The 26,502-nt window shown below is 73.3% G+C and carries 27 protein-coding genes and 1 pseudogene; 21 read left to right on the forward strand and 7 right to left on the reverse strand.

Going from position 1 to position 26,502, the window contains the following annotated elements:
• Nucleotides 1-41: 41 nt before the first annotated feature.
• Nucleotides 42-572, reverse strand: a complete 531-nt coding sequence (locus V6V16_RS22885; protein WP_334565142.1) for a peptidylprolyl isomerase — start codon at nt 570-572, stop codon at nt 42-44.
• An 84-nt stretch (nt 573-656) separates the two neighbouring features.
• Between V6V16_RS22885 and V6V16_RS22890 the strand changes: the two genes are divergently transcribed.
• Complete coding sequence (locus V6V16_RS22890) at nt 657-1,472, forward strand: hypothetical protein (protein ID WP_334565144.1); 816 nt, start codon at nt 657-659, stop codon at nt 1,470-1,472.
• A gap of 76 nt (nt 1,473-1,548) precedes the next feature.
• On the opposite strand, the gene corA is transcribed toward V6V16_RS22890, so the two are convergent.
• The 4 genes from corA to V6V16_RS22910 form a co-directional block, all read right to left on the reverse strand.
• Nucleotides 1,549-2,697 (reverse strand): magnesium/cobalt transporter CorA, encoded by a 1,149-nt coding sequence (gene corA / locus V6V16_RS22895; protein WP_334565146.1) that lies wholly within the window; start codon nt 2,695-2,697, stop codon nt 1,549-1,551.
• Nucleotides 2,698-3,077: 380 nt separating this feature from the next.
• Nucleotides 3,078-4,172 carry an aminotransferase-like domain-containing protein gene (locus V6V16_RS22900; RefSeq protein WP_334565148.1) on the reverse strand — a complete coding sequence of 365 codons (1,095 nt, stop codon included), beginning with the start codon at nt 4,170-4,172 and terminating at the stop codon, nt 3,078-3,080.
• A gap of 106 nt (nt 4,173-4,278) precedes the next feature.
• Nucleotides 4,279-4,737: an ester cyclase gene (locus tag V6V16_RS22905; protein ID WP_334565150.1), complete on the reverse strand. Its 459-nt coding sequence runs from the start codon at nt 4,735-4,737 to the stop codon at nt 4,279-4,281.
• Between the two features lie 68 nt (nt 4,738-4,805).
• Nucleotides 4,806-5,222, reverse strand: a complete 417-nt coding sequence (locus V6V16_RS22910; protein ID WP_334565152.1) for a CBS domain-containing protein — start codon at nt 5,220-5,222, stop codon at nt 4,806-4,808.
• Between the two features lie 115 nt (nt 5,223-5,337).
• Between V6V16_RS22910 and V6V16_RS22915 the strand changes: the two genes are divergently transcribed.
• The 5 genes from V6V16_RS22915 to V6V16_RS22935 all read left to right on the forward strand — a co-directional run bounded on the left by V6V16_RS22915 (nt 5,338) and on the right by V6V16_RS22935 (nt 9,117).
• Nucleotides 5,338-5,787, forward strand: a complete 450-nt coding sequence (locus V6V16_RS22915; protein WP_334565154.1) for an NUDIX domain-containing protein — start codon at nt 5,338-5,340, stop codon at nt 5,785-5,787.
• The gene (locus V6V16_RS22920) at nt 5,784-6,554 is read left to right on the forward strand and encodes a hypothetical protein (RefSeq protein ID WP_334565155.1); all 771 of its coding nucleotides are present in this window, start codon (nt 5,784-5,786) and stop codon (nt 6,552-6,554) included. Before V6V16_RS22915 ends, V6V16_RS22920 begins: the two co-directional genes overlap by 4 nt.
• A 79-nt stretch (nt 6,555-6,633) precedes the next feature.
• Nucleotides 6,634-7,365, forward strand: a complete 732-nt coding sequence (locus V6V16_RS22925) for a phosphocholine cytidylyltransferase family protein (protein ID WP_334565157.1) — start codon at nt 6,634-6,636, stop codon at nt 7,363-7,365.
• Nucleotides 7,353-8,420, forward strand: a complete 1,068-nt coding sequence (locus V6V16_RS22930; RefSeq protein ID WP_334565158.1) for an iron-containing alcohol dehydrogenase family protein — start codon at nt 7,353-7,355, stop codon at nt 8,418-8,420. The genes V6V16_RS22925 and V6V16_RS22930 overlap by 13 nt, the downstream gene beginning before the upstream one ends.
• On the forward strand, nt 8,395-9,117 hold the full coding sequence (locus V6V16_RS22935) for a CDP-alcohol phosphatidyltransferase family protein (RefSeq protein ID WP_334565159.1): 723 nt from the start codon (nt 8,395-8,397) through the stop codon (nt 9,115-9,117). The genes V6V16_RS22930 and V6V16_RS22935 overlap by 26 nt, the downstream gene beginning before the upstream one ends.
• Nucleotides 9,118-9,662: 545 nt before the next feature.
• Here the strand turns inward: V6V16_RS22935 and V6V16_RS22940 are convergent.
• A complete protein-coding gene (locus V6V16_RS22940; RefSeq protein ID WP_334565160.1) occupies nt 9,663-11,045 on the reverse strand; it encodes a glycosyltransferase family 4 protein in 1,383 nt (460 codons plus the stop codon).
• Nucleotides 11,046-11,069: 24 nt separating this feature from the next.
• Here V6V16_RS22940 and V6V16_RS22945 point away from each other — a divergent pair, with 24 nt between their 5' ends.
• The 10 genes from V6V16_RS22945 to V6V16_RS22990 all read left to right on the forward strand — a co-directional run bounded on the left by V6V16_RS22945 (nt 11,070) and on the right by V6V16_RS22990 (nt 22,047).
• The gene (locus tag V6V16_RS22945; RefSeq protein ID WP_334565162.1) at nt 11,070-11,930 is read left to right on the forward strand and encodes an Fpg/Nei family DNA glycosylase; all 861 of its coding nucleotides are present in this window, start codon (nt 11,070-11,072) and stop codon (nt 11,928-11,930) included.
• Nucleotides 11,931-12,194: 264 nt separating this feature from the next.
• On the forward strand, nt 12,195-13,766 hold the full coding sequence (locus V6V16_RS22950; protein ID WP_334565183.1) for a sugar transferase: 1,572 nt from the start codon (nt 12,195-12,197) through the stop codon (nt 13,764-13,766).
• A gap of 38 nt (nt 13,767-13,804) precedes the next feature.
• Complete coding sequence (locus tag V6V16_RS22955; protein ID WP_334565164.1) at nt 13,805-15,058, forward strand: sensor histidine kinase; 1,254 nt, start codon at nt 13,805-13,807, stop codon at nt 15,056-15,058.
• A gap of 67 nt (nt 15,059-15,125) precedes the next feature.
• Entirely contained in the window at nt 15,126-15,887 is a 762-nt protein-coding gene (locus tag V6V16_RS22960; protein ID WP_334565184.1) for a LytR/AlgR family response regulator transcription factor, read from the forward strand.
• A gap of 81 nt (nt 15,888-15,968) precedes the next feature.
• A complete protein-coding gene (locus tag V6V16_RS22965; RefSeq protein ID WP_334565165.1) occupies nt 15,969-16,619 on the forward strand; it encodes a DUF5701 family protein in 651 nt (216 codons plus the stop codon).
• Nucleotides 16,620-16,873: 254 nt separating this feature from the next.
• Nucleotides 16,874-17,263 carry a hypothetical protein gene (locus V6V16_RS22970; RefSeq protein ID WP_334565185.1) on the forward strand — a complete coding sequence of 130 codons (390 nt, stop codon included), beginning with the start codon at nt 16,874-16,876 and terminating at the stop codon, nt 17,261-17,263.
• A 1-nt stretch (nt 17,264) separates the two neighbouring features.
• The gene (locus tag V6V16_RS22975; protein ID WP_334565167.1) at nt 17,265-18,905 is read left to right on the forward strand and encodes a sodium/solute symporter; all 1,641 of its coding nucleotides are present in this window, start codon (nt 17,265-17,267) and stop codon (nt 18,903-18,905) included.
• 99 nt (nt 18,906-19,004) lie between these two features.
• Nucleotides 19,005-19,769 carry an ABC transporter ATP-binding protein gene (locus V6V16_RS22980; RefSeq protein WP_334565169.1) on the forward strand — a complete coding sequence of 255 codons (765 nt, stop codon included), beginning with the start codon at nt 19,005-19,007 and terminating at the stop codon, nt 19,767-19,769.
• Nucleotides 19,754-21,454 carry an ABC transporter permease gene (locus V6V16_RS22985; protein ID WP_334565171.1) on the forward strand — a complete coding sequence of 567 codons (1,701 nt, stop codon included), beginning with the start codon at nt 19,754-19,756 and terminating at the stop codon, nt 21,452-21,454. The genes V6V16_RS22980 and V6V16_RS22985 overlap by 16 nt, the downstream gene beginning before the upstream one ends.
• Nucleotides 21,455-21,531: 77 nt before the next feature.
• Nucleotides 21,532-22,047: an SRPBCC family protein gene (locus V6V16_RS22990; protein ID WP_334565173.1), complete on the forward strand. Its 516-nt coding sequence runs from the start codon at nt 21,532-21,534 to the stop codon at nt 22,045-22,047.
• Nucleotides 22,048-22,102: 55 nt separating this feature from the next.
• Here V6V16_RS22990 and V6V16_RS22995 read toward each other — a convergent pair whose 3' ends face one another.
• Nucleotides 22,103-22,357 carry a hypothetical protein gene (locus tag V6V16_RS22995; RefSeq protein ID WP_334565174.1) on the reverse strand — a complete coding sequence of 85 codons (255 nt, stop codon included), beginning with the start codon at nt 22,355-22,357 and terminating at the stop codon, nt 22,103-22,105.
• Between V6V16_RS22995 and V6V16_RS23000 the strand changes: the two genes are divergently transcribed.
• From V6V16_RS23000 to V6V16_RS23020, 5 genes and pseudogenes are all read left to right on the forward strand, one after another.
• Nucleotides 22,356-22,952 (forward strand): flavin reductase family protein, encoded by a 597-nt coding sequence (locus V6V16_RS23000; protein WP_442934137.1) that lies wholly within the window; start codon nt 22,356-22,358, stop codon nt 22,950-22,952. The two genes, V6V16_RS22995 and V6V16_RS23000, sit on opposite strands and share 2 nt — an antisense overlap.
• Nucleotides 22,953-23,149: 197 nt before the next feature.
• Complete coding sequence (locus tag V6V16_RS23005; RefSeq protein WP_334565175.1) at nt 23,150-23,521, forward strand: DUF485 domain-containing protein; 372 nt, start codon at nt 23,150-23,152, stop codon at nt 23,519-23,521.
• The gene (locus V6V16_RS23010; RefSeq protein WP_334565177.1) at nt 23,499-25,172 is read left to right on the forward strand and encodes a solute symporter family protein; all 1,674 of its coding nucleotides are present in this window, start codon (nt 23,499-23,501) and stop codon (nt 25,170-25,172) included. Before V6V16_RS23005 ends, V6V16_RS23010 begins: the two co-directional genes overlap by 23 nt.
• A 99-nt stretch (nt 25,173-25,271) precedes the next feature.
• On the forward strand, nt 25,272-26,246 hold the full coding sequence (locus V6V16_RS23015) for a UDP-glucuronic acid decarboxylase family protein (protein ID WP_334565179.1): 975 nt from the start codon (nt 25,272-25,274) through the stop codon (nt 26,244-26,246).
• A gap of 78 nt (nt 26,247-26,324) precedes the next feature.
• Nucleotides 26,325-26,502: pseudogene (locus V6V16_RS23020) on the forward strand (LCP family glycopolymer transferase); the annotation flags it as partial.

A 26,502-nucleotide genomic window follows, 5' to 3' on the forward strand; every position in this document is an offset into this window, starting at 1 on the left:
GGAGCGCTCAGTCATGTCGGCAAAGGTACCTCGCCGGAGCCTCAGCCAGCGGTCCGCTCGATCTCGACCCGCTCGATGACGACGTCCTGCAACGGCCGGTCGTTCGGGCCGGTCGGGGTGTTGGCGATCGCGTCGACGACCTTCACCGACTGCTCGTCGGCCACCTGCCCGAAGATGGTGTGCCGGTTGTTCAGGTGCGGCGTCGGCGAGACGGTGATGAAGAACTGCGAGCCGTTGGTGCCCGGCCCGGCGTTCGCCATCGCCAGCAGGTACGGCCGGTCGAAGCGCAGCTCGGGGTGAAACTCGTCACCGAACTTGTAGCCCGGGCCGCCGCGGCCGGTGCCCGTCGGGTCGCCCATCTGGACCATGAAGCCGCTGATCACACGGTGCGAGATCGTGCCGTCGTAGTACGGCCCGCTGCCCGGCTGGCCCGTGCGCGGGTCGGTGTATTCGCGGTTGCCCTCGGCCAGGTCCACGAAGTTCTTCACGGTCTTCGGGGCGTGGTTGCCGAAGAGTTCCAGCCGGATCGGGCCAGCGTTGGTGTGCAGGGTGGCGTAGACAGCCTCGGCCACGGGTACTCCTCACTCGTTGGTCAGTTCCATGCGGATCCTCCCATGTGCCCGATCTGGCAGTGCGGAGGCATCCGAAGGTGGAGGATGACGAAGGAACAACTCCCAGGAGGTGGGACCGTGTTTGGAATCGGGCGGCGTAAGACCCAGGGGCAGCTGGCCAAGGTGGAGCTGAACCAGGGACTCGGTCACCTGAGGCAGGCCGCGACGTACGCCGCGAAGGGTGCCGGCGCCACCGTCGCCCCGCGGGTCCAGGCGGCCCGGGGCGCGGTCGCGCCGACCGCCCTCGTGGTGCGCGACCGCGCGTCCAGCGGCCTCGCGTCCACGGTCGCCGCGCTCGCGCCGCTGGCCCTGGCCGTTCGCAAGGCCCAGGCGGAGGCGGCGGGCAAGGCGGTCACCGGCAAGAAGACCGCCGCTGCCAAGCAGGCCGCGGCCACCAGGAAGGTCAAGGCGAAGAACATGAAGTCTTCCCGCAAGAAGAACTCCCGCCGGGGCGGGTCCGTGATGACCGGCCTGCTCGCGGCCGGCGCGGTGGCCGGGGTCGCCGCGATGGCGATGCGGCGGCGTCGGGAGCAGCAGGAGTGGTCCGAGTACGACCCGACCCGCAAGCTGGAGCCGATGCGCGACGAGGTGGAGACCATGGAGATCCGCACCCCGGTGACCGACGCCTCGACGATGTCGAGCGGTTCGGGCGTGGCCGGCGGCCCGACCGGTGCCGGCAGCTCGGCGGTGGCCGGCGGCGACAGCGCCTCCACCACCACCCCGGGCAAGCAGCCGACGATCCACGCGACGGACAAGGTCCCGTCGGTGGCCGAGGGCGCCAAGGACGTGACGGGCCGCCCGGCGGACGACCTGACCGAGGCGCTCGGCAAGGGCGGCGCCAAGACCAACGGTCGCCGCTGACCCCCGGTCAGACCCGGAAAGCGCCGGCGAAGCGGTTGACCCCGCCCCGCCGGCGCTTCCGCGTCCGGCGGGCGGCTCAGAGCCAGCCGTTGCGGCGGAACCAGCGGTAGAGGGCCAGCGAGATCGCGAGCATCAGGGCGAGCACGACCGGATAGCCGTACGTCATCCGCAGCTCGGGCATGACGTCGAAGTTCATCCCGTAGATGCCGGCGATGGCGGTCCAGACGGCCGCGATGGCGGCCCACGCGGCGATCTTGCGCATGTCGTTGTTCTGGTCGACCGTGACCTGCGCCAACCGCGCCTGGAGGATGGAGTTGAGCAGGTCGTCGTAGGAGTTGACCTGCTCGACGGTGCGGCTGAGGTGGTCCTGCACGTCACGGAAGTAGCGGCGGATCTCCTTCGGCACGTCGCGGTTCATCTGCGCGGTGAGCGTCATCAACGGGCGCTGGAGCGGCATCACCGCCCGCTTGAACTCCACCAGCTCCCGCTTCATCTGGTAGATCCGCTGGATGCGGCCGCTGGTCTGGCGGTCGAAGACGTCGGCCTCCAGCGTGTCGAGGTCGTCCTCCAGCCGGTCGGCCACCTCCAGGTAGACGTCCACCACCCGGTCGGTGACCGCGTACGCGACCGCCCACGGGCCCTGGAGCAGCAGGTCCTGCTTCGTCTCCAGGTCGGCCCGGACGGGCGCCAGCCGGCAGGCGTCCCCGTGCCGCACGCTGATCAGGAAGTTCGGGCCGATGAAGAGCATCACCTGGCCGGTCTCCACGACCTCGGAGTGCTCGGTCAGCTCGGCGTGCTCGCAGTACCGGGCGGTGCGCAGCACCAGGAAGCTGACCTCGCCGAACTGCTCCAGCTTGGGACGCTGCTGCGCCTTCACCGCGTCCTCGACGGCCAGCTCGTGCAGCCCGTACGTGGCGGCGATGGCGGTCATCTCGTCCAGCTCCGGCTCGTGCAGGCCGAGCCACACGAAGCCGTGCTCCTCGCGGCGGGCCGCGGCGAGCGCCTCGGCGTACCGCCAGTCGCCGGCCTGCCGCCGCCCGTCCACGTAGAGGGCGCAGTCGACCACCGCGCTGCGCCGCGGCCCGGCCGGCACGGGGAGGCGCTCGGGAGCCTCGGAGTTGAGCCGGCGGGTCATGGCCCGCACCGGTGCCACCCAGTCCCGCGGCCTGAGCACCCGTCCGCCGTTCGGCGAGGCCGTCCGCCCCTGCTGCCCCCGGTCCGTCATCGCGCCCCTCCCCACGCCGTCACGAGCGGTTGGACGCACCGGGCCACCCGCGGCTAGCAGGGTACGCCGCCAACGATGATCACCGGCGGTGACGAACGGCGGCGGGGCGGCGCCGGGCGGGCCGGGTCGTTTTCAGGGGGGGGTGAGGGGACGACCCGGCCCGCCCGCGCCCTTGGGGGGCGGGGGTTGTGCTGGTCGCGTCGCTGCGGGTGCGCCGGCGGAGGGCCGGCCGGGGCGGGGCGGTGTCCGGTGCGGGCGCCCCGGACGGTCATTCCCGCTACACCTGGTGAGTGACGCTCGCAGCATTGTGAGCCGCCGGCCGCCCCGGCGGGAGACCCGGGCGGCCGCGATCGTCCAACTGTCGGAAATCCGACAGAAATTCAGCCCCGTACGGCCGCCATGGCCTCCGCCAGGCGCCGTACGCCCTCGTCGATCCGGTCGGCCGTGACCGCCGAGTACGCCAGCCGCAGGGCGTGCCGCCCGCCGTCGAGCACGAAGTCGCTGCCCTTCACCACGGCGACCCCGCGCTCGGCGGCGGCCGGGGCGAGCCTGTCGACCTCGACGTCCTCGGGCAGCTCGACCCAGAGGAAGTAGCCGCCGTCCGGCTCCACGAACCGGGCCTCGGGGATGTGCCGGCGCAGCGCCTCGCCCAGCAGCCGGGCCCGCTCGCCGAGGGCGGCGCTGACGGTCGCGATCGAGCGCTCGATGTCGCCCGAGACGCAGAACTGGTGCACGATCGCCTCGGAGACCATCCCCGGCGAGATGTAGAGGCTGGTCGCCTTCTTCGCGATGTCGGCGATCAGCTCCGCCGGGCCGATCAGGTAGCCGACGCGTACGCCGGGGCAGACCGTCTTGGTGAAGCTGGACGCGTGCACCACGACGCCGCGGGTGTCGAGCGAGAGCATCGACGGCAGCGCCTCGCCCCGGAACCGGATGTCGGCGTACGGGTCGTCCTCGAAGATCGTGAAGCCGTACTCCGCGGCGAGGTCGAGCAGCTCGTGGCGCTTCTCCAGGCTGAGGGTCACGCCGGCCGGGTTCTGGTAGTTGGGGATGACGTGCGCCAGTCGGGGACGAACCCCCGACTCCAGCAGCTTGCGCAGCTCGGCGGTGTCGAGCCCGTCCGGCTGGACGGAGACGCCGTGCAGCTCGCCACCCATCCGCTGGAGGTTGAGCAGGGTCCGGTCGTACGTCGGACGCTCCACCACCACCGCGTCGCCGGGACGGACCAGGTGGTCGAAGAGGAACGCGTCCGCCTGCAACGAACCGTTGGTGACGAGCACCTGGTCGGCGGAGACCCCGTGCTTCTCGGCGATCCACTTCCGCAGCGGAAGGTAGCCGACGGAGGTGCCGTACGCCGTCACCCCGGCGGGGTCGGCGTCGAACGCGCGGACGGCGGCGGCCTTGAGCCCCTCGACATCGACGATGTCCAGCGAGGGAGCGCCACGGGCGAAGGAGATCAGCTGCTCGGCGGTCATGGCTGTTCAGCGTACGGAAGGCGACCGGGGGCGTGCGCAAGGCACGGCGATGTCCGCATCCTGAGCCACCGGGACGGGTGACCGGCGCGGATCCGTCGGAGACAGGTCAGACGGGAAGGCTGAGCGGGTCGTGCTGCGCCTCCCGGGAGAGCCCGTCCACGTGCAGGCCGAGCGCCGCGATGAGTTGGCCCCAGTCGAAGTAGGACCGCCAGGCGGAGATCCGGCCGCGCCGGACCCGCACGACGTCCGCCACGTCCCAGCTCACCACCCGGCCGGTCGGCGCCACGGTGCCGAAGGGGGTGTGCAGCACCCCGGTGTGGGTGCCGGTGAGCCGCTGCTCGACCGCCGCGCCACCGGCCGTGCGTACCGACCCGAGCCGGTCCACGGAGAGGTCCGGGAAGGCCCCGGTCCAGGTGCGCAGCAGGGCGGGCAGCTCGATCGGGCGCACCGTCACGCCGGGCATGGAGTAGAAGGCGTCCGCCGCGTAGAGGTCCGGCAACCGGGCCACGTCCCGCCGCAGGAGCATCGCGTACTGCTGGTCGACCAGCCGATCCGCGTCAGGCATGAGGACCTCCGTCGCGGGTCGCGGCCCGTCCGTGCCCGCAACGGGATCCTTACCCTTCGATCGGCCCGTCACACCCCCGGCCGGCCGGCGGCCGGCGTCGCCTCGGCGGCCCGGCTGGCGGCCCAGACCCGCATGATGTCCCGGACCGAGATCACCCCGGCCACCTCGCGGCCGTCGAGCACCACGAGGTGCCGGAAGCCGCCCCGGGCCATGGCCGCGGCCGCCTCCTGCACCGTCCACTCCGGCCCGGCGTAGACCACGTCCCAGGTCAGATGGGCCGCCGTCCGCTCGACGTCGCAGTCCAGGCCGGCCCCGATGGCGTTGAGCACGTCGCGCTCGGTCATGATGCCGACCCCCTCGGAATCGGGATCGATCACCACCGCCGACCCCACCCCGCGGGCCGACATCATCCGGGCCGCCTGACGGAGCGTGTGCTCCGGGCCGACCATGAGAACCTCGTTGGACATCGCTTCCCGAACCTGCATCACGCATCACCCCTGTGGGACGGTGGCACCCGGTAGGGGACATGGTGCGCCGGGGCGGCGCCCCGGACAAGACCGGGCGTCGCCGGAACGCCCCGCCGCTCGCTACTGTCGTGGCGTGTCCACCGAGCCTCTGCGCTGCGCCGGCGCGCTGATCGTCGACGACGACGGTCGACTCTTCGTCCAGCGACGATCACCCCACCGGCGCATTTTTCCCGACTGTTGGGACATCGTCGGCGGTCACCTGGAACCGGGCGAGGACTGGATGGACGCGCTGCGCCGGGAGGTGACCGAGGAGACCGGCTGGTCGGTGTCGCACGTGCTCGGCCAAGTCGGGGAGTACCGCTACGTCGCCGACGACGGCCGGGCCCGCGTCGAGCGCGACTGGCTCGTCCGGGTCGACGGCGACCTGACCCGGCCGAGGCTGGAGGTCGGCAAACACACCGGGTTCCGGTGGCTCGCCGCCGACGAGCTGGCCCTGCTCGACGAGCACCGGGACGTCAACGACGGTCTGATCCGGCGGATCGCGGAGGATGCCTTCGCCGCCCTGCGTTCGATAGGTCTGTGAACGACACCGTCGAGCTGGCGCCGCACCGGTTCGCCGGCCTGGTCGCCCCGGCGGTCGAGCGGGCGTTCGTCGCCGGCATCCTCGCCGGCCGCGACGGCGGGGGCGCAGAGCTGAGCCAGCGGTACGGCGGGCCGGCGGCCACCGGCTTCCTGCTGGAGTTCCGCACCCGCCTCGCGGCGCCGGGCGGGACGGTGGACGAGGCCGGGTTCGCGGCGGTCACCCGCTACCGGGACGCCGGCGACTGCCGGCGGGCCCTGGACAAGCAGGTGGCGTACGGGATGATCCACCGCGGCCCCGAGGGCGGGCTCACCGCCACCGAGCGCGGGCTGGCCTTCCTCGCCGAGATCTGGCAGGTGCACGCGGAGGTCACCGAGGAGCTCTGGGCGGGGCACGACGACCGGGTGCTGCGGCTGGTCGAGGCGTTCGGCCGGCTTCTGACGTACGCGCTGGTGCTGGCCGACGAGGAGGGCCCGGCGGCCGGTGCGGCGTTCGCCGCGATGGCGCCGCCGTACGAGCCGGACGGCACCCCGCCCGGCGTGCTGCTGCTCAACCGGCTCGGCACGATGCGCTACCACCGGGCCGACGCGCACGCCGCCGCGTGGACCGCCGCCGGGCACACCGCCGCGACAGTCGCCGCGCTGCCGCCCGGCCCCGAGCAGCTCGCCATCGAGCTGGAGACCGACCGGCGGGCGGCCGGCCCGTACGCGGTGCTGACCGCCGAGGAGCGGCTGGCGGTGCTGGCGGACCTGGCGGCCCTACCGGGCTGACCCGGTTGGCCACGGGGGCGGCGGCGCGCGGCGCTATCCTCCAGCGGTGACCGGGAGTCGTACGAGGGAGGACGCCTCAATGATCGGGATGGTGCTCGCAGCCGGGGCGGGGCGTCGGCTGCGCCCGTACACCGACACCCTGCCCAAGGCGCTGGTGCCGGTGGACGGTGAGACCACCATCCTGGACATCTCGCTGCGCAACCTGGCCGCGGTGGGGCTCACCGACGTCGTGATCGTGGTCGGCTACGCGGCCGAGGCGGTCCGCGAGCGGCAGGCCGACCTGGAGAGCCGCTACGGCGTCACGCTGACCCTGGTGCAGAACGACAAGGCCGAGGAGTGGAACAACGCCTACTCGCTCTGGCTGGCCCGGGAGCACTTCGCCCGGGGCGTGCTGCTGGTCAACGGCGACACCGTGCACCCGGTGAGCGTGGAGAAGACCCTGCTGGCCGAGCGCGGGCCCGGCATCCTGCTCGCCGTCGACACCCTCAAGCCGCTGGCCGAGGAGGAGATGAAGACCACCTTCGACGCCGCCGGCCAGCTCACCCGGATCACCAAGCTGATGGACCCGGGCGAGGCGTACGGGGAGTACATCGGCGCGACGCTGATCGAGCCGAGGGTGGCCGACGCGCTAGCCGACGCGCTGGAGGCGACGTGGCGGCGCGACCCGAACCTCTACTACGAGGACGGCTACCAGGAGTTCGCCGAGCGGGGTGGCGAGGTGCGGGCGGCGTCGATCGGCGACGTCCCCTGGGTCGAGGTCGACAACCACGCCGACCTGGCCCGGGCGCGGGAGATCGCGTGCCACTACTAGCCCGCACGGTCAACACCCCGCTCGTGATCGAGGTCCGGCGGGGCGCGGTGGCCGACCTCGGGCCGCTGCTGGCCGACCGGCGGATCTCGGCCGGCGGGGACGTGGCCGTGGTGGTCGGCCCCGGCCAGGGTGAGCGGATCGTCGAGCTGTGCCGGCCGTCGCTCGGCGCGGCCGACGTCTTCACCGTCGCCGGGGGGACCATCGACGCGGCCAACGATCTCGGTGACCGGCTGCGCCGGCGCCACTACGACGCCGTGGTGGGCATCGGCGGCGGCAGGACCATCGACACCGCCAAGTACGCGGCCACCCGGTACGGGATGCCGATGGTCACCGTGGCGACCAGCCTCGCGAACGACGGGATCGCCTCCCCGACCGCCTCGCTCGACCACGAGGGCGGCAAGGGCTCCTACGGCGTGCACATCCCGATCGCGGTCATCGTGGACCTCGACTTCGTGGAGAACGGCCCGGACCGGCAGACCCAGGCGGGCATCGGCGACGCGGTGAGCAACCTGAGCGCCTGCGCCGACTGGGAGCTCGCCCACCAGGTACGAGGCGAGCCCATCGACGGGCTGGCGGTGACGCTGGCCAGAACGGGCGCCGAGGCGCTGCTCAACCATCCCGGCAAGATCACCGACGACGGCTTCCTCACCACGCTGGCCGAGGCACTGATCATGGGCGGCATCGCCAGCTCGGTGTGCGGGTCGTCGCGCCCCGCCAGCGGCGGCGACCACGAGATCTCGCACGCCATCGACCGGCTCCACCCCGGCACGGGATCGCACGGCGAGCAGGTGGGGCTCGGCGCCCTCTTCTGCACCTTCCTGCGGGGAGACGCCGACCGGTTCGGCCAGCTGGCCCGCTGCCTGCACCGGCACGGTCTCGCCACCACCCCGGCCGACCTGGGCCTGAGCGACGACCAGTTCGTGGAGGCCGTGCAGTTCGCGCCCCGTACCCGACCGGACCGCTACACGATCCTCGAACACCTGGCGATGTCGCCTACCGAGACGCGGGAGCGGCTGGCAGACTACGCCGGTGCAATCCGCGACCACCTTGGCTGAGCCCCGTCCCACCGTCGCCGACTTCCACCGGGTGAACCGGGGCGGCGGCCTGTTCAGCGAATCGATCAGCCAGTGGCTGGGCGCGGTCTTCGCGCTCGTCGCCCAGCGCCTCGGGCTGCGCCCGACCGCGCTGACCGTCGCCAACCTGGTGCTCGGCCTGGCCACCTCGGTCACCGTGGTCGCGCTGGCCGGGCGGGTCGCCGCCGGCGACGTGCCGGCCTGGGCGGTGGGCCTGCTCGCCCTGGTCGGCTGGCAGGTCGCGTACGCCCTGGACTGCGCCGACGGCCAGCTCGCCCGGGTGACCGGGCAGGGCAGCGCGGCGGGCGCCCGGGTCGACGTGCTCTGCGACGTGGCCGCCCAGATCGCCCTGGTCGCCGCCCTGTCGGCCACGGCCGTGGCGCAGGAGCCGTCGACGCCGAGTTGGCTGGTCGCCGTCTTCGCCGGCACCTGGATGGTCAACCTGGTCACGTCGGTGATGCAGGCCGGTCCGAACGCCGCCAGCATGGTCACCTCGACCTCGCTCCCCGTACGCCTGGTGAAGCTGGTCCGCGACTACGGCGCGGTGATCTTCGCCGCCGCCCTGGTGCTGGCCTTCGCCCCCGCCCTCGTCATCTGGGTGATCGTGGCGTTCACGATCGTCAACGGCGGCTTCCTGCTCGCCAGCATCGCCTTCTCCGCCCGCGCCTCGCTGCGCTGAGCCGCCACGGCCGGAGCGTCCGCGCCCACCGGCTGCGGACGCCCGGCCGCGCCGTCGGTTCGCGGGCTGCCACTGCGGGCTCCGGGGCTGCGGGCTTGGTGCTGCGGACTCCAAGGCCGGGCTCGGGGCCGGGCTCGGGGGGTTGCTGGCTCCGTCCGGCTGCGGCCCTGCCGCCCGGTTGCGGCCCGCCGCCTATTGCCTGCCGCTCGGCGCTCGGCGCTAGCACCAGGCGCTGCGATCGTTACTCAACGTGATCGATGTCGGCGTTTCTCGGCCGACCCCGGGTACTCGCCTCGCCCCCTTTGCTCTGCAGCCATGCACGCACCAGCCACCGAGGGTGGCTGGTGCGTCGGCGGCTGCAGAGCAAAGGGGTGGAAGGAAGAATCTCGGGTCGGCGCGGGAGGCGGAAGAACTCGCTGGTCAGCGCCGTCCGTTTCGGAGTGGCAGGTTTCCGGGCTCAGCGCGAGGACAGGAGCACATACGCTGCGTGACTTCGGCGGGCGTCCGGCCCTCTCGTCACGGTGAGTGTCCGCGGCGGGGCGTCTTCAGCGGTCGGTCGGAAGCTCGGCCCGCTTCACGCCGGCGTAGATGTCGAGGAGCCGCTTGGTGACCACGTCGGGATGGAAGGTCCGCTCGTAGCGCAGCCGGGCGGCCGGCGCGATCGCCGCAGCCCCCGCGCTGGCCACCGGCAGGGCGGCGGCCAACGCCGCCGCCTCCGGAGGCGCCACCCAGCCGGCCGCACCTGCCACGGTCCCGCCGACCCCGCCAGGCACGCCGGTCCCGCCAGGCACGGCCATCCCGCCAGGCACGGCCATCCCCCGAGGCACGCCGGTCCGGCCAGGCACGCCCCGTCCGCTCGCCGCGGGTGGCACCGGCATCCCGTCGCCGCCGGCCACGGCCGAGGCGACGGCGGCCGGGCCGGTGCCGGCCGGCTCGCGCGGGCCGTCCGCGCCGACGAGGTACGGGATGCCGCCGAGGGCGGTGCCGAGCACCGGGCGGCCGGCGGCGAGCGCCTCGATGATCACGGTGGGCAGCACGTCGTGCCAGGTGGAGGCCGCGATGATCACCGCGCTGGCCTCGATCGCGGCGCGTACCCCGGCACGGTCCAGCGGCCCGAGGTAGGTCACGTCGGCGCGCTCGGCGGCGGCGGCCTCGGCCAGCGGGCGCAGCTCGCCGTCGCCGGCGATGCGCAGCGGGCCGAGCGCGCCGTCCGGGTGCCGCCGCCAGGCGTCCAGCAACAGGCCCAGCCCCTTCTCCGGGGAGAGCCGGGCCATGTAGAGGAAGCCGTCGCCGAGCGGAGCGGGCGCCCCCGGGTCGGGGATGCCGTTGGGCTTGACCACGATCCGGTCCGCCGGGATGCCGTAGTCGCGCAGGTGGTCGGCGACCGCCGAGGTGAGCGCGACGAACCGGTCCACCGAGCGCCAGGTGCCCCGGTGCACCGCCAGCGTGGTCGCCATGAGCGCGCTCTGCGCCCGCGAGCCCCGGTAACAGCGGTGCACGATCGCCGGCACCCCCAGCGCCCGGCCCCGGCAGTCCTGGCAGATCATCCCGTCGCGGAAGTAGAGACCGGAGGAACAGACCTGGCGGTAGTTGTGCACCGTCTGCACCACCGGCACGCCGTGCCGGTGGGCGGTCCGCACGATCCAGGGCGAGATCAGGGGGTACGGGTTGTGCAGGTGCAGCACGTCCGGCCGGTGCTCGGCGATGAGCCGGCTCAGGTCCTCCTGCGCGCGGGGCGCCCAGATCGGCGAGATCGGCAGCAGCGCCTTGGCCGACTTCGACATCGACGGGATCTCGTCCGAGCTACGGATGAACGGCAGCACCTCCACCCCGGCCGCGGTGAGCTGGGCGATCTCCGCGTCGACGATCGTGTTCTCACCGGAGGGCTGGGCCTCCCGGTACCGGTTGTGCGCCACCACGATTCTCACGGGAAAGAAGGCTACCGTTGGCAGGTGCCCGAACTACCGGAGGTTGAGGCGCTCGCGGGTTACCTGCGCGAGCGCGCGGTGGGGCGGCGCGTCGACCGGTTGGAGGTCGCCGCGATCAGCGCCCTCAAGACGTACGATCCGGCGCCGACCGCCGCGGCCGGGCGGCCGGTGACGGACGCCCGTCGACACGGCAAGTTCCTCGACCTGGTGCTCGACGGCGACCTGCACGTGGTGGTGCACCTGGCGCGTGCGGGTTGGCTGCACTACCGGGAGAAGTTCCCGTCCACCACGCCGCTGCGTCCCGGCAAGGGTCCGGTCGCGCTCCGGGTACGTCTCGACGACGGCTCCGGCTTCGACCTCACCGAGGCCGGCACCCAGAAGAGCCTCGCCGTCTACCTGGTCACCGACCCGGCGACGGTGCCCGGGGTGGCCCGGCTGGGCCCGGACGCGCTCGCCGCCGACCTGGACACCTTCGCCGAGCGGATGCGCAGCCGCCGGGGCCAGGTCAAGGGGGTGCTCACCGACCAGACGGTGCTCTCCGGCGTCGGCAACGCGTACTCCGACGAGATCCTGCACGCGGCGAGGCTGTCGCCGTTCGCGATCACCGACCGGCTGACCGACGCGCAGCTGGCGGCCCTGCACGCGGCGACCCGTCAGGTGCTCGGCGACGCGGTCACCCGGTCGGTGGGCCAGAAGGCGGCCGAGCTGAAGGGCGAGAAGCGCTCGGGGCTGAAGGTGCACGCCCGCACCGGGCAGCCGTGCCCCGTCTGCGGGGACACCGTACGCGAGGTCTCGTTCGCCGATTCCAGCCTCCAGTACTGCCCCACCTGTCAGACCGGCGGGAAGCCGCTGGCTGACCGAAGGTTGTCGCGCCTTGTACGGTGAGTGACAACACTGCCGACTACGCGACGGAATCGGCCAACCCGCGTCGAAGGTCTGAGTTGCGGCTCTACCGGGCCCGTCCTCCATCGGTATAGTGGCTCGGTCCCCGGCTTCTGAAATGGCGCGGAGCCGGCCAGACGCCAGGCGGCGCCATACCCGCGCAATGTCCCTCGGGTCGACGTACGGGTGGTGACCGCGTGGAAGACTGGGACGGTGGGCGACCCGGGCCCTCACGGCGAGTGAGCGGCACGTGTCATGCGGGAGGACATGGGTGAGGTGACGACAAGCCTCCAGCGCCCGGTAACCAACACAGGCCGGAGCAAACTCGTGCGGCACGTCGACAGCTTCGAGATCCAGCCGCCGGCACCGCCGTCCCACAACGGCGTACCCCGGTCGGCGTGGGCCCGGGCCCGTCGCCGTGTGTCGCGCTGGCACCGCCCCTACATCGCCCTCCTGCTGCTGCTCGACTTCGCGGCCGCCGCGGTCGCCAGCCTCATCGCCATCGAGACGTTCGACCAGTCCCGGGCCGGCTTCTACAACGCCGAAGAGGACCCGACGTGGTTCCACACGGTGGCGTTCGTGCTGCTGCCGCTCGGCTGGCTGGTCAGCCTCTGGGCCAACCGGGCCTTCGACCGGCGCTACCTCGGCCTCGGGCCGGACGAGTACAAGCGGGTGATCCGGGCCGGGGTCGCCGTCGCCGCGACGGTCTCCTTCCTCGCCTTCGCCACCAAGACCGACCTGTCCCGGTACACGGTCGGCACCGCCCTGCTCGCGGCCCTGCTGCTGATCCTGCTGAACCGGATGCTCTGCCGCTTCGTGCTGCACGTGGTGCGCCGGAACATCGGCCAGGCCGGGCACCGGATGGTGCTGGTGGGCACCCTGCCCGAGTGCCTGGAGGTCTACACCGCCGTCACCCGCAACCCGGCCGCGGGCCTGGTGCCGGTCGCCATCCACGTCACCGACGGCTACGCGGCCGCCAAGGGCATCGAGACCCCCGTTCCGGTGTACGCGGGCCGCGACGTCCTAGCCCTGGTCCGCGAGGTCGGCGGCGACACCATCGCGGTCTGCGGCTCGGCCAGCGCGGAGCCGGGCGAGCTGCGCCGGCTGGCCTGGCAGTTGGAGGGCTCCGGCGTCGACCTGGTCGTGGCCCCGCAGCTGACCGACATCGCCGGGCCCCGGGTGCACATCCGGCCGATCGAGGGCCTGCCGCTGCTGCACGTCGAGGAGCCGACCCTCTCCGGGCCGGCGCTGCTGGCCAAGAACCTGATGGACCGGGTCGCCGCCGGGCTGGGCCTGCTGATGCTGACCCCGGTCTTCCTGGCCATCGGCATCGCCATCCGGGTCTCCGACCCGGGCCCGGTCTTCTTCCGTCAGCCCCGGGTGGGCCACGAGGGCCGCACCTTCCGGGTCTGGAAGTTCCGGACCATGTACGTCGACGCCGAGGACCGGCTGGCCAGCCTGGTCGACCGGAACGAGACCGACGGCATGCTGTTCAAGATGAAGGAGGACCCCCGGGTCTTCCCGGTGGGCCGCTTCCTGCGGGCCTCCTCGCTGGACGAGCTGCCGCAGTTGATCAACGTACTCAAGGGCGAGATGTCGCTGGTCGGGCCGCGCCCGCTGCCCGCCGACGACGGTGACTTCCTCGGCGACGTCCGCCGGCGGCTGCTGGTCCGACCGGGTATGACCGGCCTGTGGCAGGTCTCCGGCCGCTCGGACCTCTCCTGGGACGAGGCGGTCCGGCTCGATCTCTACTACGTCGACAACTGGTCGCTGGCGTACGACCTGAGCATCCTGTGGCGCACCGTCGGGGTGGTGCTCGCCCGCAAGGGCGCGTACTGACCCTTGGCGTGCGGGCCGGCAGGGGCCAGGATCGCTGCGTGGGTGGCAACCTCTCGGGCGTCTTCGGCGTCGTCTCACTGCTCGCCGCGTTGGGTGCGGCGCTCTTCGCGGTGGTCCGGCTGCGCGCGCGACGCGGCATCGCCACGGCCACCCAGCGGGCGACGTACGAGGTGCTGCACACCGCCGGGCTGGCCGCCGAGCCGCTGCGCGCGGGGCTGAGCGGGACGAACGCGGCGAAGGCCGTACGTCACCTGCGGGCGCTGGTGGGGGCGGCCGGGCTGGCACTGACGGACCGCGAGACGCTGCTCGCCCTGGACGGGCGGGGCGGGCACCACGACGCGCAACTGGTCGCGGCGGCCCGGCGGGCCGTGGCGACGGGCCGCTCGACCGTCCTCGGGGAGGCGGAGCTGAGCTGCGACCGGGTGGACTGCCCGGTACGGGGCGCGGTCGTAGCCCCGCTGACCGGCGCCGACGGGCGCGAGGTCGGGGCGCTGGTCGCGGTCGCCGACGGACAGCCGGCGCCGGGTCTGGTGCAGGCCACCCTGGAGACGGCGCACTGGGCCGGCAACCAGCTCGCCCTGGCCGAGCTGGACTCCTCCCGGGAGCGGCTGGCCCGGGCCGAGGTGCGTGCCCTGCGCGCGCAGATCAGCCCGCACTTCATCTACAACGCGCTGACCGCGATCGGCTCGTTCGTCCGCACCGACCCGGACCGGGCCCGGGAGCTGATCCTGGAGTTCGCGGAGTTCACCCGCTACTCGTTCCGGGCGCACGGCGAGTTCACCACGCTGGCCGAGGAGCTGCGCTCGATCGACCGCTACCTGACGATTGAGCGGGCCCGCTTCGGCGACCGGCTCCAGGTGCGCCTCCAGATCGCCCCGGAGGTGCTGCCCGTGACGCTGCCCTTCCTCTGCCTGCAACCGCTGGTGGAGAACGCCGTCCGGCACGGGTTGTCCCGCAAGCCGGGCACGGGCATGGTGAGCATCGAGGCCCGGGACGCGGGCACGGAGTGTCACATCACGGTGGAGGACGACGGAGTGGGGATGGACCCGACCACGTTGACCGCCGGCATCGCCGAGCTGGCCGGTGCCGCCGCCGGAGGCCCGGGCGACGCTGCGCTGGCCGGCGTCGGAGACGAACCGGGCCAGCACGTCGGGCTCTCCAACGTCGACGAGCGGCTCCGGTCGGTCTTCGGCGACGGCTTCGGCCTCGTCGTCGAGACGGGCCTCGGCTCGGGTACGAGGGTGAGCATGCGGGTGCCGAAGTTCCACCCCGGCGTACGGGCCGGCTCGTGAGCGCGAGGAGTGAGCCGGGTCTGCGAGCCCCGCAGCCGCGAACCGGGGTGATGCCGTGAACGGCGGGGTGGGCGCGGCCGGGTTCCTGCGGGTGTTGGCGGTGGACGACGAGCCGCCGGCGCTGGACGAGTTGGCGTACCACCTGCGGGCCGATCCCCGGGTGGCCCGGCTGCACACGGCGGGCGACGCGACGGAGGCGCTGCGGGTGCTCCGCGACGGCGACGTGGACGTGGTCTTCCTCGACATCCGGATGCCCGGGCTGGACGGCATGGAGCTGGCCCGGGTGCTGCGCCGGTTCGCCCGGCCGCCGGCGATCGTCTTCGTCACCGCGTACGACGACGGGGCGGTGGACGCGTTCGATCTCGGCGCGACCGACTACGTCCGCAAGCCCGTACGCGCCGAACGGCTCGCCGAGTCGCTGCGCCGGGTGATCGGCGCGCGGGTGGTGCCGTCGCATCCGGCGGCGCTGGCCCGGGCGGAGGAGGATCCGACCATCCCGATCGAGCTGGCGGGCACGACGCGGATGCTGCCGCGCTCGGCGGTGCGCTGGGTGGAGGCGCAGGGCGACTACGCCCGCCTGCACACCGCCGACGGCTCGCACCTGGTGCGGGTGTCGCTGGCGACGCTGGCGGAGCGCTGGGCGGACGCGGGGTTCGTCCGGATCCACCGCTCCTACCTGGTGCAGCTCAAGCTGATCGCCGAGTTGCGGCTGGTCAACTCCGGTTACGTGGTGATGGTCGACTCGGCCGAGTTGCCGGTGAGCCGCCGGCACACCCGCGAGCTGAAGGACAAGCTGGTCCGCGCGGCGAAGCAGGACTGGAACCGCTGACCGCGATCTTCTTCGCGGGCCGGGAATACGCGAGCTTCGTCGTACGCTGTACGGTACGTCGTACGACAGAGGGAGACCGCCTTGTTCGACGCCGCTACCGAATTCGACCGCCAGCTCGACCGCTTGGTGGAGCTGGGCTACCCGGCCCTGGCCGGGCTGGCCGAGGGCGCCTTCCGCGACCTGGTGACGCCGCTGCGCGCGGCGGCCGTCGCCGGGTCGGCCGGCCTGCCCGCCCCGACCGAGGAGCGGGTGCCGTTCCTGCTGGTGATCACCCGCGACCTGGTGCCGGTGGAGGAGCGCGTCGCGCTGACCACGCTGGCCGGCAAGCGCAAGCCGGGGATCGTCGACCGGCACTACGCCGACGGCGACCTGCCGAAGTTCGACCCGATCAAGGAGCTGGAGGTGCCGGCCGGCCCGGCGTACCTGCTCTTCGACGTCGACCGGGGCGAGGAGACCCTCAACCTGGCCCCCGCCGCCGCCATGGAGGTGATCACCGGCCGGGACCGGCTGCCGCTCACCATCGACGAGGGGCTCGCCTTCGTCACCCTGCACCCGGAGGCGCTGGCCAAGAACAAGTGCTTCTCGCTGGTCGGTTCCCGCTGCGGTGACAAGCGGGTGCCGGCGCTCTGGATCAGCCAGGGCGCACCGAAGCTCGGCTGGTGCTGGTACGGCAACCCGCACACCTGGCTCGGCTCCGCCTCCGCCCGCCCGGAGCGCGTCGGGCCGAGCTGACGCTCGCGGGGCGGTCCGATCCGGGGCGGACGTTCCACCGAGTTATCCACAGGGGTGACCCGTTCTCCACAGGTTGTCCACAGCCGGCTGTGGACGGGTCCGTCGCACCGGCCCGCCGCGCGCGCGACGCCGACGGCTCCCCTTGACAATCGCCCCGATCGGGCGAGACTTCCGGGGTGGCCGATGCCGACGATCCCGTCCCGGTGCCCCGGCCGGGCGGGTCCGGAGCCCCGGAGCGGGCCGGCCGGCCCGGGGTGTCGGGGCAGCCCCCGGCCCCCCAGCCCCGGGCGCGGATCGTGCTGGCCGAGGTGTCCCGCCGGGAGGACCGGGCGCGCCGCACCCGCGCCGAGCTGGCCGAGCAGACCCGGGTCGGCGAGGCCCTCGTCCGGGGGCTGGTCCGGGCCCAGTTCGCGCTGGCGCTGCGGCTCTCCCTGGTGGTGGCGATCGGGCTCGGCGGGTTGCCGTGGCTCTTCGCCGTCGCGCCCGCCGTCGGCCGGGTCACCGTGCTCGGCGTCAACCTGCCCTGGCTGCTGCTCGGGGTGGCGTCGTTCCCGTTCCTGATCGCCGTCGGCTGGGCCTACGTGCGGCTGGCCGAGCGGAACGAGCAGGACTTCACCGACCTGGTCCAGCGGCCGGAGCGCTGAGGTGGGCAACGGGTTCGTCGTCCCGGCGATCGTGGCGGTCACCCTGGTCACCGTCGGCATCGGCTTCTACGGGCTGCGGCTGGCGCGGACCACCTCCGACTTCCTGGTCGCCTCGCGGGCGGTCAGCCCGACCTGGAACGCCGCGGCGATCGGCGGGGAGTACCTGTCGGCGGCGAGCTTCCTCGGGGTCGCCGGGCTGGTCCTCAAGTACGGCGTCGACGTGCTCTGGTACCCCGTCGGCTTCGCCGCCGGCTATCTCGCCCTGCTGCTCTTCGTGGCCGCGCCGCTGCGCCGCTCCGGCGCGTTCACCCTGCCGGACTTCTGCGAGCTGCGGCTCGGGTCGCGTCGGCTGCGCATCCTGGCCACCGCCTTCGTGATCTTCATCGGCTGGCTCTACCTCGTGCCGCAGCTCCAGGGGGCGGGGCTGACGCTGGCCACGGTGACCGGCTCGCCGTACCCGTTGGGAGCCCTGCTGGTGGCCGTGGTGGTCACCGCGAACGTGGCGCTCGGCGGCATGCGCGCGATCACCTTCGTGCAGGCCTTCCAGTACTGGCTCAAGCTGACCGCGCTGGCCGTACCGGCGATCTTCCTGGCGTTGCAGTGGCAGGCCGACGCCCGGCCGGCGGTGACCCCGCCCGACGGGCCGGCGTTCCGGACCGCGACCACCGTCGTGGTCGAGCACTCCGCGACCCTCACCCTGCCCGACGGCCGGATCGTCGAGGTACGCCCCGGCGACGAGCTCTCCTTCGCCGCCGGCGACCCGGTGCCGGAGGTCTCCGGGGTGGCCACCGACGCGGCCGACTGGCTGCTGCCCAGCGCCGCCGGGGACGACGACCGGGGCCTGTTCGCCACCTATTCCCTGATCCTGGCGACGTTCCTCGGCACCATGGGGTTGCCGCACGTGCTGGTGCGCTTCTACACCAACCCCGACGGCGCCGCCGCCCGCCGCACCACGCTGGTGGTGCTCGCCCTGGTCGGCGCGTTCTACCTGCTCCCCACCATCTACGGGGTGCTCGGCCGGATCTACACCCCGCAGCTGCTGGTGACCGGGCAGACCGACGCGGTGGTGGTGCTGCTGCCCGGCGCCGCGCTCGGCGACGGCACCACCGGCCGGCTGCTCGCCGCGCTGGTCGCGGCCGGCGCGTTCGCCGCCTTCCTCTCCACCTCGTCCGGGCTGCTCACCAGCGTCGCGGGGGTGATCTCGACGGACGTGCTGGGGCGCGGCTCGGTACGCGGCTTCCGGCTCGCCACGGTGATCGCCGGGGCCGTGCCGACTGTCCTCGCGCTCAACCTCGCCGGGCTGGACGTGTCGCAGGTCGTCGGGCTGGCCTTCGCGGTCGCCGCGTCCAGCTTCTGCCCCCTGCTGGTGCTCGGCATCTGGTGGCGCGGCCTCACCGACCTGGGGGCCGCCGCCGGGATCCTGGTCGGTGGCGGCGCGGCGGTCGGGGCGGTGCTCGTCACGGTGCTCGGCCCGCCGCTCTCCGGGTGGCCGGCCACGCTCACCGCGCAGCCGGCCGCCTGGACGGTGCCGCTCGCGTTCACCGTGATGGTGGCGGTCTCTGTGGCCACCCGCCGCCGCGCGCCCGCCGACGTCGGGGCCACCATGCTCCGCCTGCACGCCCCGGAGGCCCTTCGCCTGTGACGGGTGGCGCCCCCGACCGCCCGGGTACGCCCCGAGGATGACCGGGGATCATCCTGCGGCCGGACCGGCCGGTGGACCTGGCCCGTTACGGTCGGACGCATGACTGGTGAGCACCCGGCCCTCTCCCTTCGTGGCCTGGCGAAGCAGTTCGACGGCAAGGTCGCGGTGGCCGGCGTCGACCTCGACGTCCCGGCCGGCTCCTTCTACGGCCTGCTCGGCCCGAACGGCGCGGGCAAGACCACCACCCTGTCGATGGCGGTCGGGCTGCTCCGGCCGGACGCCGGTGACGCCCGGGTGCTCGGGCACGACGTCTGGGCCGACCCGGTGCGGGCGAAGCAACTGCTGGGCGTGATGCCCGACGGCGTACGCCTCTTCGACCGGCTCAGCGGCGCGGAGCTGCTGGCGTACCACGGCCTGCTGCGGGGGATGGACCCGGACGTCGTCGACCAGCGGGCCGCGGAGCTGCTGGACGTGCTCGCGCTCGGCGACGCCGGCCGGACCCTGGTGGTGGACTACTCGGCGGGCATGAAGAAGAAGATCGGCCTGGCCTGCGCGCTACTGCACGGCCCCCGGCTGCTGGTGCTGGACGAGCCCTTCGAGGCGGTCGACCCGGTCTCCGCCGCGCTGATCCGGGACATCCTGCACCGCTACGTCACCGGGGGCGGCACGGTCGTCTTCTCCAGCCACGTCATGGAGGTCGTCGAGCGGCTCTGCTCGCACGTCGCGATCCTGGCGGCGGGCACCATCAAGCGCGTCGGCGCCATCGAGGAGGTGCGCGGCGGCCGCTCCCTGGAACAGGTCTTCGTCGAGGTGGTCGGCGGCCGTACGGCGACCGGCGAGGAGCTGGCATGGCTGTCGCGGTGAGTGACCCGGCCGTCTCCACCCGGGCCGCCCGGCGGGTCTCCGCCCGGCACTTCGTCCGCCTCAAGCTGCGGGTGATGGGGAACAACTTCCGGGGTCAGGGTTGGCGGATCGCCCTCTTCGTGGGCGGCATCGTGGCGGGCCTCTGGTTCGCCGGCACCGGCTTCTTCCTCTTCGCCGCGCCCGGCCTGGCCGACGAGGGCCGCTACGCGCTGATGGTCGCCGCGTTCGGCGGTGGCCTGACGGTGCTCGGCTGGCTGCTGCTGCCGCTGGTCTTCTTCGGGGTGGACGAGACGCTGGACCCGGCCCGGTTCGCGCTGCTGCCGCTGCCCCGCCGCACGCTCGTCACCGGGCTCTTCGCCGCCGCCTTCGTCAGCGTCCCCACGATCGCGGTGCTGCTGGCGCTGTGCGGTCTGGTGGTCACCGCCGGGTCGCTGGGCGGCTGGCCCGCCGCCGCCGTCGCCGCGGTCGGCGTGGTCGCCGGGCTGCTGCTCTGCGTCGCCGCGGCGCGGGCCGTCACCAGCGCGTTCGCCACCGCGCTGCGGTCGCGCCGGGTCCGCGACCTGGCCGCCGTGCTGCTCGCCGTGCTCGCGGCGCTGCTCGGCCCGTTGCAACTCGTCGGCGTCGCCGCCCTGGGCGACGCCGACTGGGACCGGCTCGACGGCGTGGCCGAGGTGGTCGGCTGGACCCCGTTCGGCGCCCCCTGGACGGCCGGGATCGAGGTGGCCGAGGGCCGCCTCTGGGCCGCGCCGCTGAAGCTGCTGATCACGGCGGCCACGGTCGTCGCCCTGCTGGCCTGGTGGTCCCGCTCGCTCGAATCCGCGATGGTGGGCGCGGCCAGCGCCGGTCCGGGCCGCGCCCAACGGGGTGTCACCGGTGGGGCGGTCGCCCAGCTCTTCCCGAAGGCCGTCGGGTGGGCCCGGCGGGACCGGTTCGGCGCCCTGGTGGCCCGGGAGGCCCGCTACTGGTGGCGGGACGCGCGACGCCGGGCGAACCTGATCACCGTCGCGGTCGCCGGCCTCTTCGTGCCGGTCATGGTCAACCTGGGCGGCTCGGGCTTCGTCGCCGGCGGCGGGCAGGGGTTCTCGGCCAGCCCCGACTCGTCTCCGCTGCTGGCCAGCCTCTCCATGCTCTTCGTCGGTCTGCTCGCCGCCGTCACGCTGGCCAACCAGTTCGGCTTCGACGGCAGCGCGTACGCGGCGAACGTGGTGGCGGGCGTCTCCGGCAGGCAGGAGCTGCGCGCCCGGATGACCGCGTTCTCGATCTACGTCCTGCCGATGCTGGCGGTGATCGCCGTGGTCGTCGGGGTGGTCCTCGGCGAGCCGGGCTGGATCGGGCTGATGGCGGGCACCCTGCTCGCCACCTACGGCGCGGGGCTGGCCGTGAACTGCTTCGTCTCGGTGCTCGGGGCGTACTCGCTGCCGGAGACGAGCAACCCGTTCGCGCTGAACACCGGTGCCGGGGTGGCGAAGAGCTTCCTCACCCTGCTGGCGATGCTCGCCACGGCGGTGGCGGCGGTGCCGATGGTGGCCGCCGCCGGATTGCTCGGCGACGTCTGGCTCTGGCTGGCCCTGCCGGTCGGCGCGGCGTACGGACTGGGCGCGGCGCTGCTCGGCGCGTACGCGGCCGGCGACGTGCTGGACCACCGGATGCCGGAGCTGCTCGCCACGGTGACCCCGCGCCGCTGACAGCGGACACCGGCGGGCGGCCCCGACCGGCGTTCCCGAGTCGCGCTGGCCTTGCCGGGCGGCGGCACAATGGCCTGATGCCCGTCGTCGAAGCGGTGGCGACCGTCCCGGTCCCGCCCGAGCTGGCCTTCGCGGTCTCCCAGACCACCGCGCCCGTGCGCTACCGGTGGGACCCGTTCGTCCGGGAACAGCACTTCACCGACGGCGCGACCCGGCCCGGCAAGGGGGTGCGCACCTACACCCGGTCGCGGCACGGGCTGGTCATGGTGAGCGAGTACGTCTCCTGGGCGCCGCCGAGCCACGTCGGCATGAAGATGGTGCGCGGCCCCTGGTTCTTCGAGATGTTCGCCGGCGGCTGGCGGTTCGCGCCCGGCCCGGAGCCCGGCTCCACCATCGCCACCTGGCGGTACAACTTCCGCTGCCGCCCCGCGTTCCTCCGCCCGGTGGCGGACCGGGTCGGCGGCTGGCTGCTCGGCCGCGACATCCGCCGCCGGATCGCCGGGTACGCCGCCGGCTGCGCCGACCCGGAGGTGCTCGCCGCCGCCCGCCGTTCCCTCGCCGGCGAGGACCGCGACGGTGGGGGCACGGGCTGAGCCGGTCGCCCCGGCCCCGGCGGCCCGACCGCCGTCGCCGTCCTGGTGCCCGGTCTCAGCGGAGGCGGATGAAGGCGTACAGCTGGCTGCTGCCGCTCGCCGCGGTGACGTTGACCAGTTCCCACCCGTACTGCGAGAGGTACTCGACGGCCGCCAACAGCTGGGTGACGGGATTGTCCGCGAACCCGGCCCGGGCGACCAGGGCGAGGTGCCGGTAGGGGTAGCCGCGGAAGTCGACCTCGTTGCGCAGCACGGCGTCGGCACCGACGGCACGGGCCTGGGCGAGCTGCTGCGGCGTCACATGGGCCATGCCCGGCACGATAGGACCGGAGCGCCACCGCGTACGCCCGCCGGGCGGGGACCCGGGCGGCACAATGTTTCACGTGAATCATGAGCCGGGTGCAGAGATCCACCACGTCGACCCGTTCGCCGTCTCCGCCGATCAGCGCTCCCCCGTACGCCGGCTGCGCGGCCGGCTGGCGTCGCCGGTGACGCTCTGGACGGCGCCCGAGCCGGCGGGCCTGACGGTGTCGTCCACGCTTGTCGTGGAGGGTGAGCCGGACCGGCTGCTCGGCCTGGTCGACCCGGAGTCCGACCTGTGGGCGGCGGTGGAGTCCGCGGGCCGCTTCGCGGTGGCCCCGCTGAACCCGGCGCACCGGCAGCTCGCGGACCGTTTCGCGGGCCTCTTCCCCTCTCCCGGAGGGCTCTTCGCCACCGGCACGTGGACCGACACCCCCTACGGCCCGGTGCCCGCCGACGCCGGCGGCTGGGCCGGGTGCCGCCTCGACGCGGCCCGCGAGTACGGCTGGGGCCTGCTGGTGGAGGCCACCATCGAGGCCGTCGAGCTGGCCGGGGAGACGGACCCGCTGCTGCACTACCGGGGCCGGTACCGCGAGCTGACCTGACGACGCCGGCCGGCGACCGCCGGGCCGGCCCGGGCCGCGGCGGCGACCGCTGAACGGAGTGAGCTGGGTCACTCGGCGCAGCCACCGTGCCGTTCGGCGCAGCCGCCGACCGGCGTCGATCTCGCCCTTCCCCGGCGGGGAGCGCGCTTTCTACCGTGCGCGAAACTCCCCACGCCTGTGAAGGTGGTGATCCACAAATGTCCACGGACACACCCGCGTCGACGCCCTCCGCCCCGGCGGCGGACCGGTACCTCGCCGTCCAACGATCCGACGAGTTCGCCGGGTTGCGGCGCGCCCTGCGCGGCTTCGTCTTCCCGATGACCGTCGCGTTCTTCCTGTGGTACGCGCTCTACGTGATCCTCTCCGCGTACGCGCGGGACTTCATGGGCACGAAGCTCTTCGGCAGCAACATCAACGTCGCCCTCGTCTTCGGCCTGCTCCAGTTCGTCTCGACCTTCCTGATCGCCTGGCTCTACTCCCGGTTCGCCGACCGGAGGATCGACCCGGTCGCCGACCGGATCCGCGCCGAGATCGGGGAGGTGAACCATGAACACGGTCCTCGCGGCTGAGGCGGGCAGCACCACCGCCCGCAACCTCACCATCACGCTCTTCCTGGTCTTCGTGGCGGTGACCCTGGCCATCACCATCTGGGCCAGCCGGCAGACCAAGACGGCAACCGACTTCTACGCCGGCGGCCGCTCCTTCTCCGGCTTCCAGAACGGCATGGCGATCGGCGGCGACTACATGTCGGCCGCGTCGTTCCTCGGCATCGCCGGCATCATCGCGCTGTACGGCTACGACGGCTTCCTCTACTCGATCGGCTTCCTGGTCGCCTGGCTGGTGGCGCTGCTGCTGGTCGCCGAGCTGCTGCGGAACTCCGGCCGGTACACGATGGCCGACGTGCTGGCGTTCCGGATGCGCCAGCGCCCGGTGCGGACCGCCGCGGCGGTCTCCACGATCACGGTGTCGATCTTCTACCTGCTGGCGCAGATGGTCGGCGCGGGCGCGCTGGTGGCCCTGCTGCTCGGCATCAAGCCGGGCACGACCTTCCTCGGCATGGACGCGGACACCGCCAAGGTGGCCACCATCATCATGGTCGGCGCCCTGATGATCGTCTACGTCACGGTGGGCGGCATGAAGGGCACCACGTACGTGCAGATCGTCAAGGCGTTCCTGCTGATGGGCGGCGCGCTGGTGATGACCCTGCTGGTGCTGGCGAAGTACAGGTTCAACCTGTCGTCGCTGCTCGGCGACGCCGCCGCCGCCTCGGGCAAGGGGGACGCCTTCCTCGAACCGTGTCTGCGCTACTGCCAGGAGGTGGCCGGCAATCCGACGCAGACCTTCTACAACAAGGTGGACCTGCTCTCGCTCGGCATCGCGCTGGTGCTCGGCACGGCCGGGCTGCCGCACATCCTGATCCGCTTCTACACCGTGCCGACCGCCAGGACGGCCCGCAAGAGCGTGCTCTGGGCGATCGGCATCATCGGCACCTTCTACCTGCTCACCCTGGCCCTCGGCTTCGGCGCGGCGGCCCTGGTGGGCGGTCAGGCGATCACCGCGCAGGACAAGGCCGGCAACACCGCCGCGCCGCAGCTCGCGGAGGCACTGGGCATCGAGTTCCTCGGCGGTGACCTGGGCGGGGCGACCCTCCTGGCGATCATCGCGGCGGTCGCCTTCGCCACCATCCTGGCGGTCGTGGCGGGCCTCACCCTGGCCTCCTCGTCCAGCCTGGCGCACGACTTCTACGCCAACGTGATCAAGGACGGGACGGCGTCCGAGCGGCAGGAGGTCCGGGTCGCCCGGGTCTCCGCGCTGGTGATCGGCGCGATCTCGATCGTGCTGTCGATCTTCGCGCAGAACCTGAACGTCGCCTTCCTGGTGGCGCTGGCCTTCGCGGTGGCCGCCTCGGGCAACCTGCCGGCGATCCTCTACAGCCTGTTCTGGCGGCGGTACAACACCTCGGGCGCGGTGTGGGCCATCTACGGCGGCCTGCTCTCCGCCGTCCTGCTGGTGTTCTTCTCGCCGGTGGTCTCCGGCGCACCCACCTCGATGTTCCCCGAACAGGACTGGCAGTGGTTCCCGCTGTCCAACCCGGGCATCCTGTCCATCCCGTTCGGCTTCCTGTGCGGCTGGCTCGGCACCGTGATCTCGAAGGAGCACGACGAGGGGAAGTACGCGGAGCTGGAGGTGCGCTCGCTCACCGGCGCCGGCGCCCACTGACGGCCCGGCCACCCGGGGGAAGGGCCCCCTGTCGTCGAGGCGTCAGGGGGCCCCTTCCTCGCGCCGGGGCGGGGCGCGGCGGTGGGTAGGCTGACCGGCATGAACGTTGCTGCCCGCTTCGGCCCCGGTCACCGCGTCCTCGTCACGGGCGGCGCCGGTTTCGTGCCGTCACACCTGGTGGACGCCCTGATCGACCGTGGCTGCACCGTGGTCGCGCTGGACAACCTCGTCACGGGCTCGAAGGAGAACGTCGCCCACCTGCTGGACGAGCCGAGGTTCACGCTGGTCGAGGCCGACATCTCCGACGGCCTGCCGCGGCACCCGGCGATCGCCGAGCGCTTCGACGCCATCCTGCACATGGCCTCCCCGGCCAGCCCGACCGACTTCGAGAAGCTGCCGGTGGAGATCCTCCGCGTCGGCTCGGTGGGTACCCTGCACCTGCTGGAGCGGGCGGTCGCCGACGGCGCCCGGTTCCTGATGGCCTCCACCTCCGAGGCGTACGGGGACCCGAAGGAGCACCCGCAGCGCGAGTCGTACTGGGGCAACGTCAACCCGATCGGCATCCGCAGCGTCTACGACGAGGCCAAGCGCTTCTCCGAGGCGGCCACCATGGCCTACCACCGCAGCCGGGGGTTGGACACGGCGATCGTGCGGATCTTCAACACGTACGGGCCCCGGATGCGGCCGGACGACGGCCGGGCCATCCCCACCTTCATCTCCCAGGCGCTGCGCGGCGAGCCGATCACCGTGCACGGCACCGGCAACCAGACCCGTTCGATCTGCTACGTGGCCGACCTGGTGCGCGGCATCCTGCTGCTGCTCGACTCCCGCGAGACGGGGCCGGTCAACTGCGGCACCGAGCACGAGATGAGCATGCGGCAGCTGGCCGAGACGATCGTCTCCCTCTGCGGAAGCAGCTCCGAGGTGACCTACATCACCCGCAGCGCCGACGACCCGGAGATGCGCCGCCCGGACCTGACCCTTGCGCGTGAGCTGCTCGGATACGAGCCGACCGTGGCGCCCGAGGACGGCCTCCGACGCACCATCGCGTACTTCCGCGAGCGCCTGGTCTAGCCGATCCGCCCCGGCGCCGCCGCACGCCTCGGCGGCGCCTGGGGGCGGGGGTGGCCGCACGTACGTACCCTGAGTTACATGTCAGCGACCATGCCCGCCGGTGTTCCACTCCCGCACCTGCACCGCAGCGCCGGGCGCGCCTCGGTGCCCGGCCCCGGCCGGGACGCGGCCGGCCGCGCCCGGCCGGCCGGGGACCGCTGGTCCCCGTCGCCGGACGAGCCACGGGCCGGCGGCCCCGGTGGGCCGGGCGGTCCCG

Source organism: Micromonospora sp. CPCC 205561, from assembly GCF_036906775.1.
Lineage (GTDB): Bacteria > Actinomycetota > Actinomycetes > Mycobacteriales > Micromonosporaceae > Micromonospora.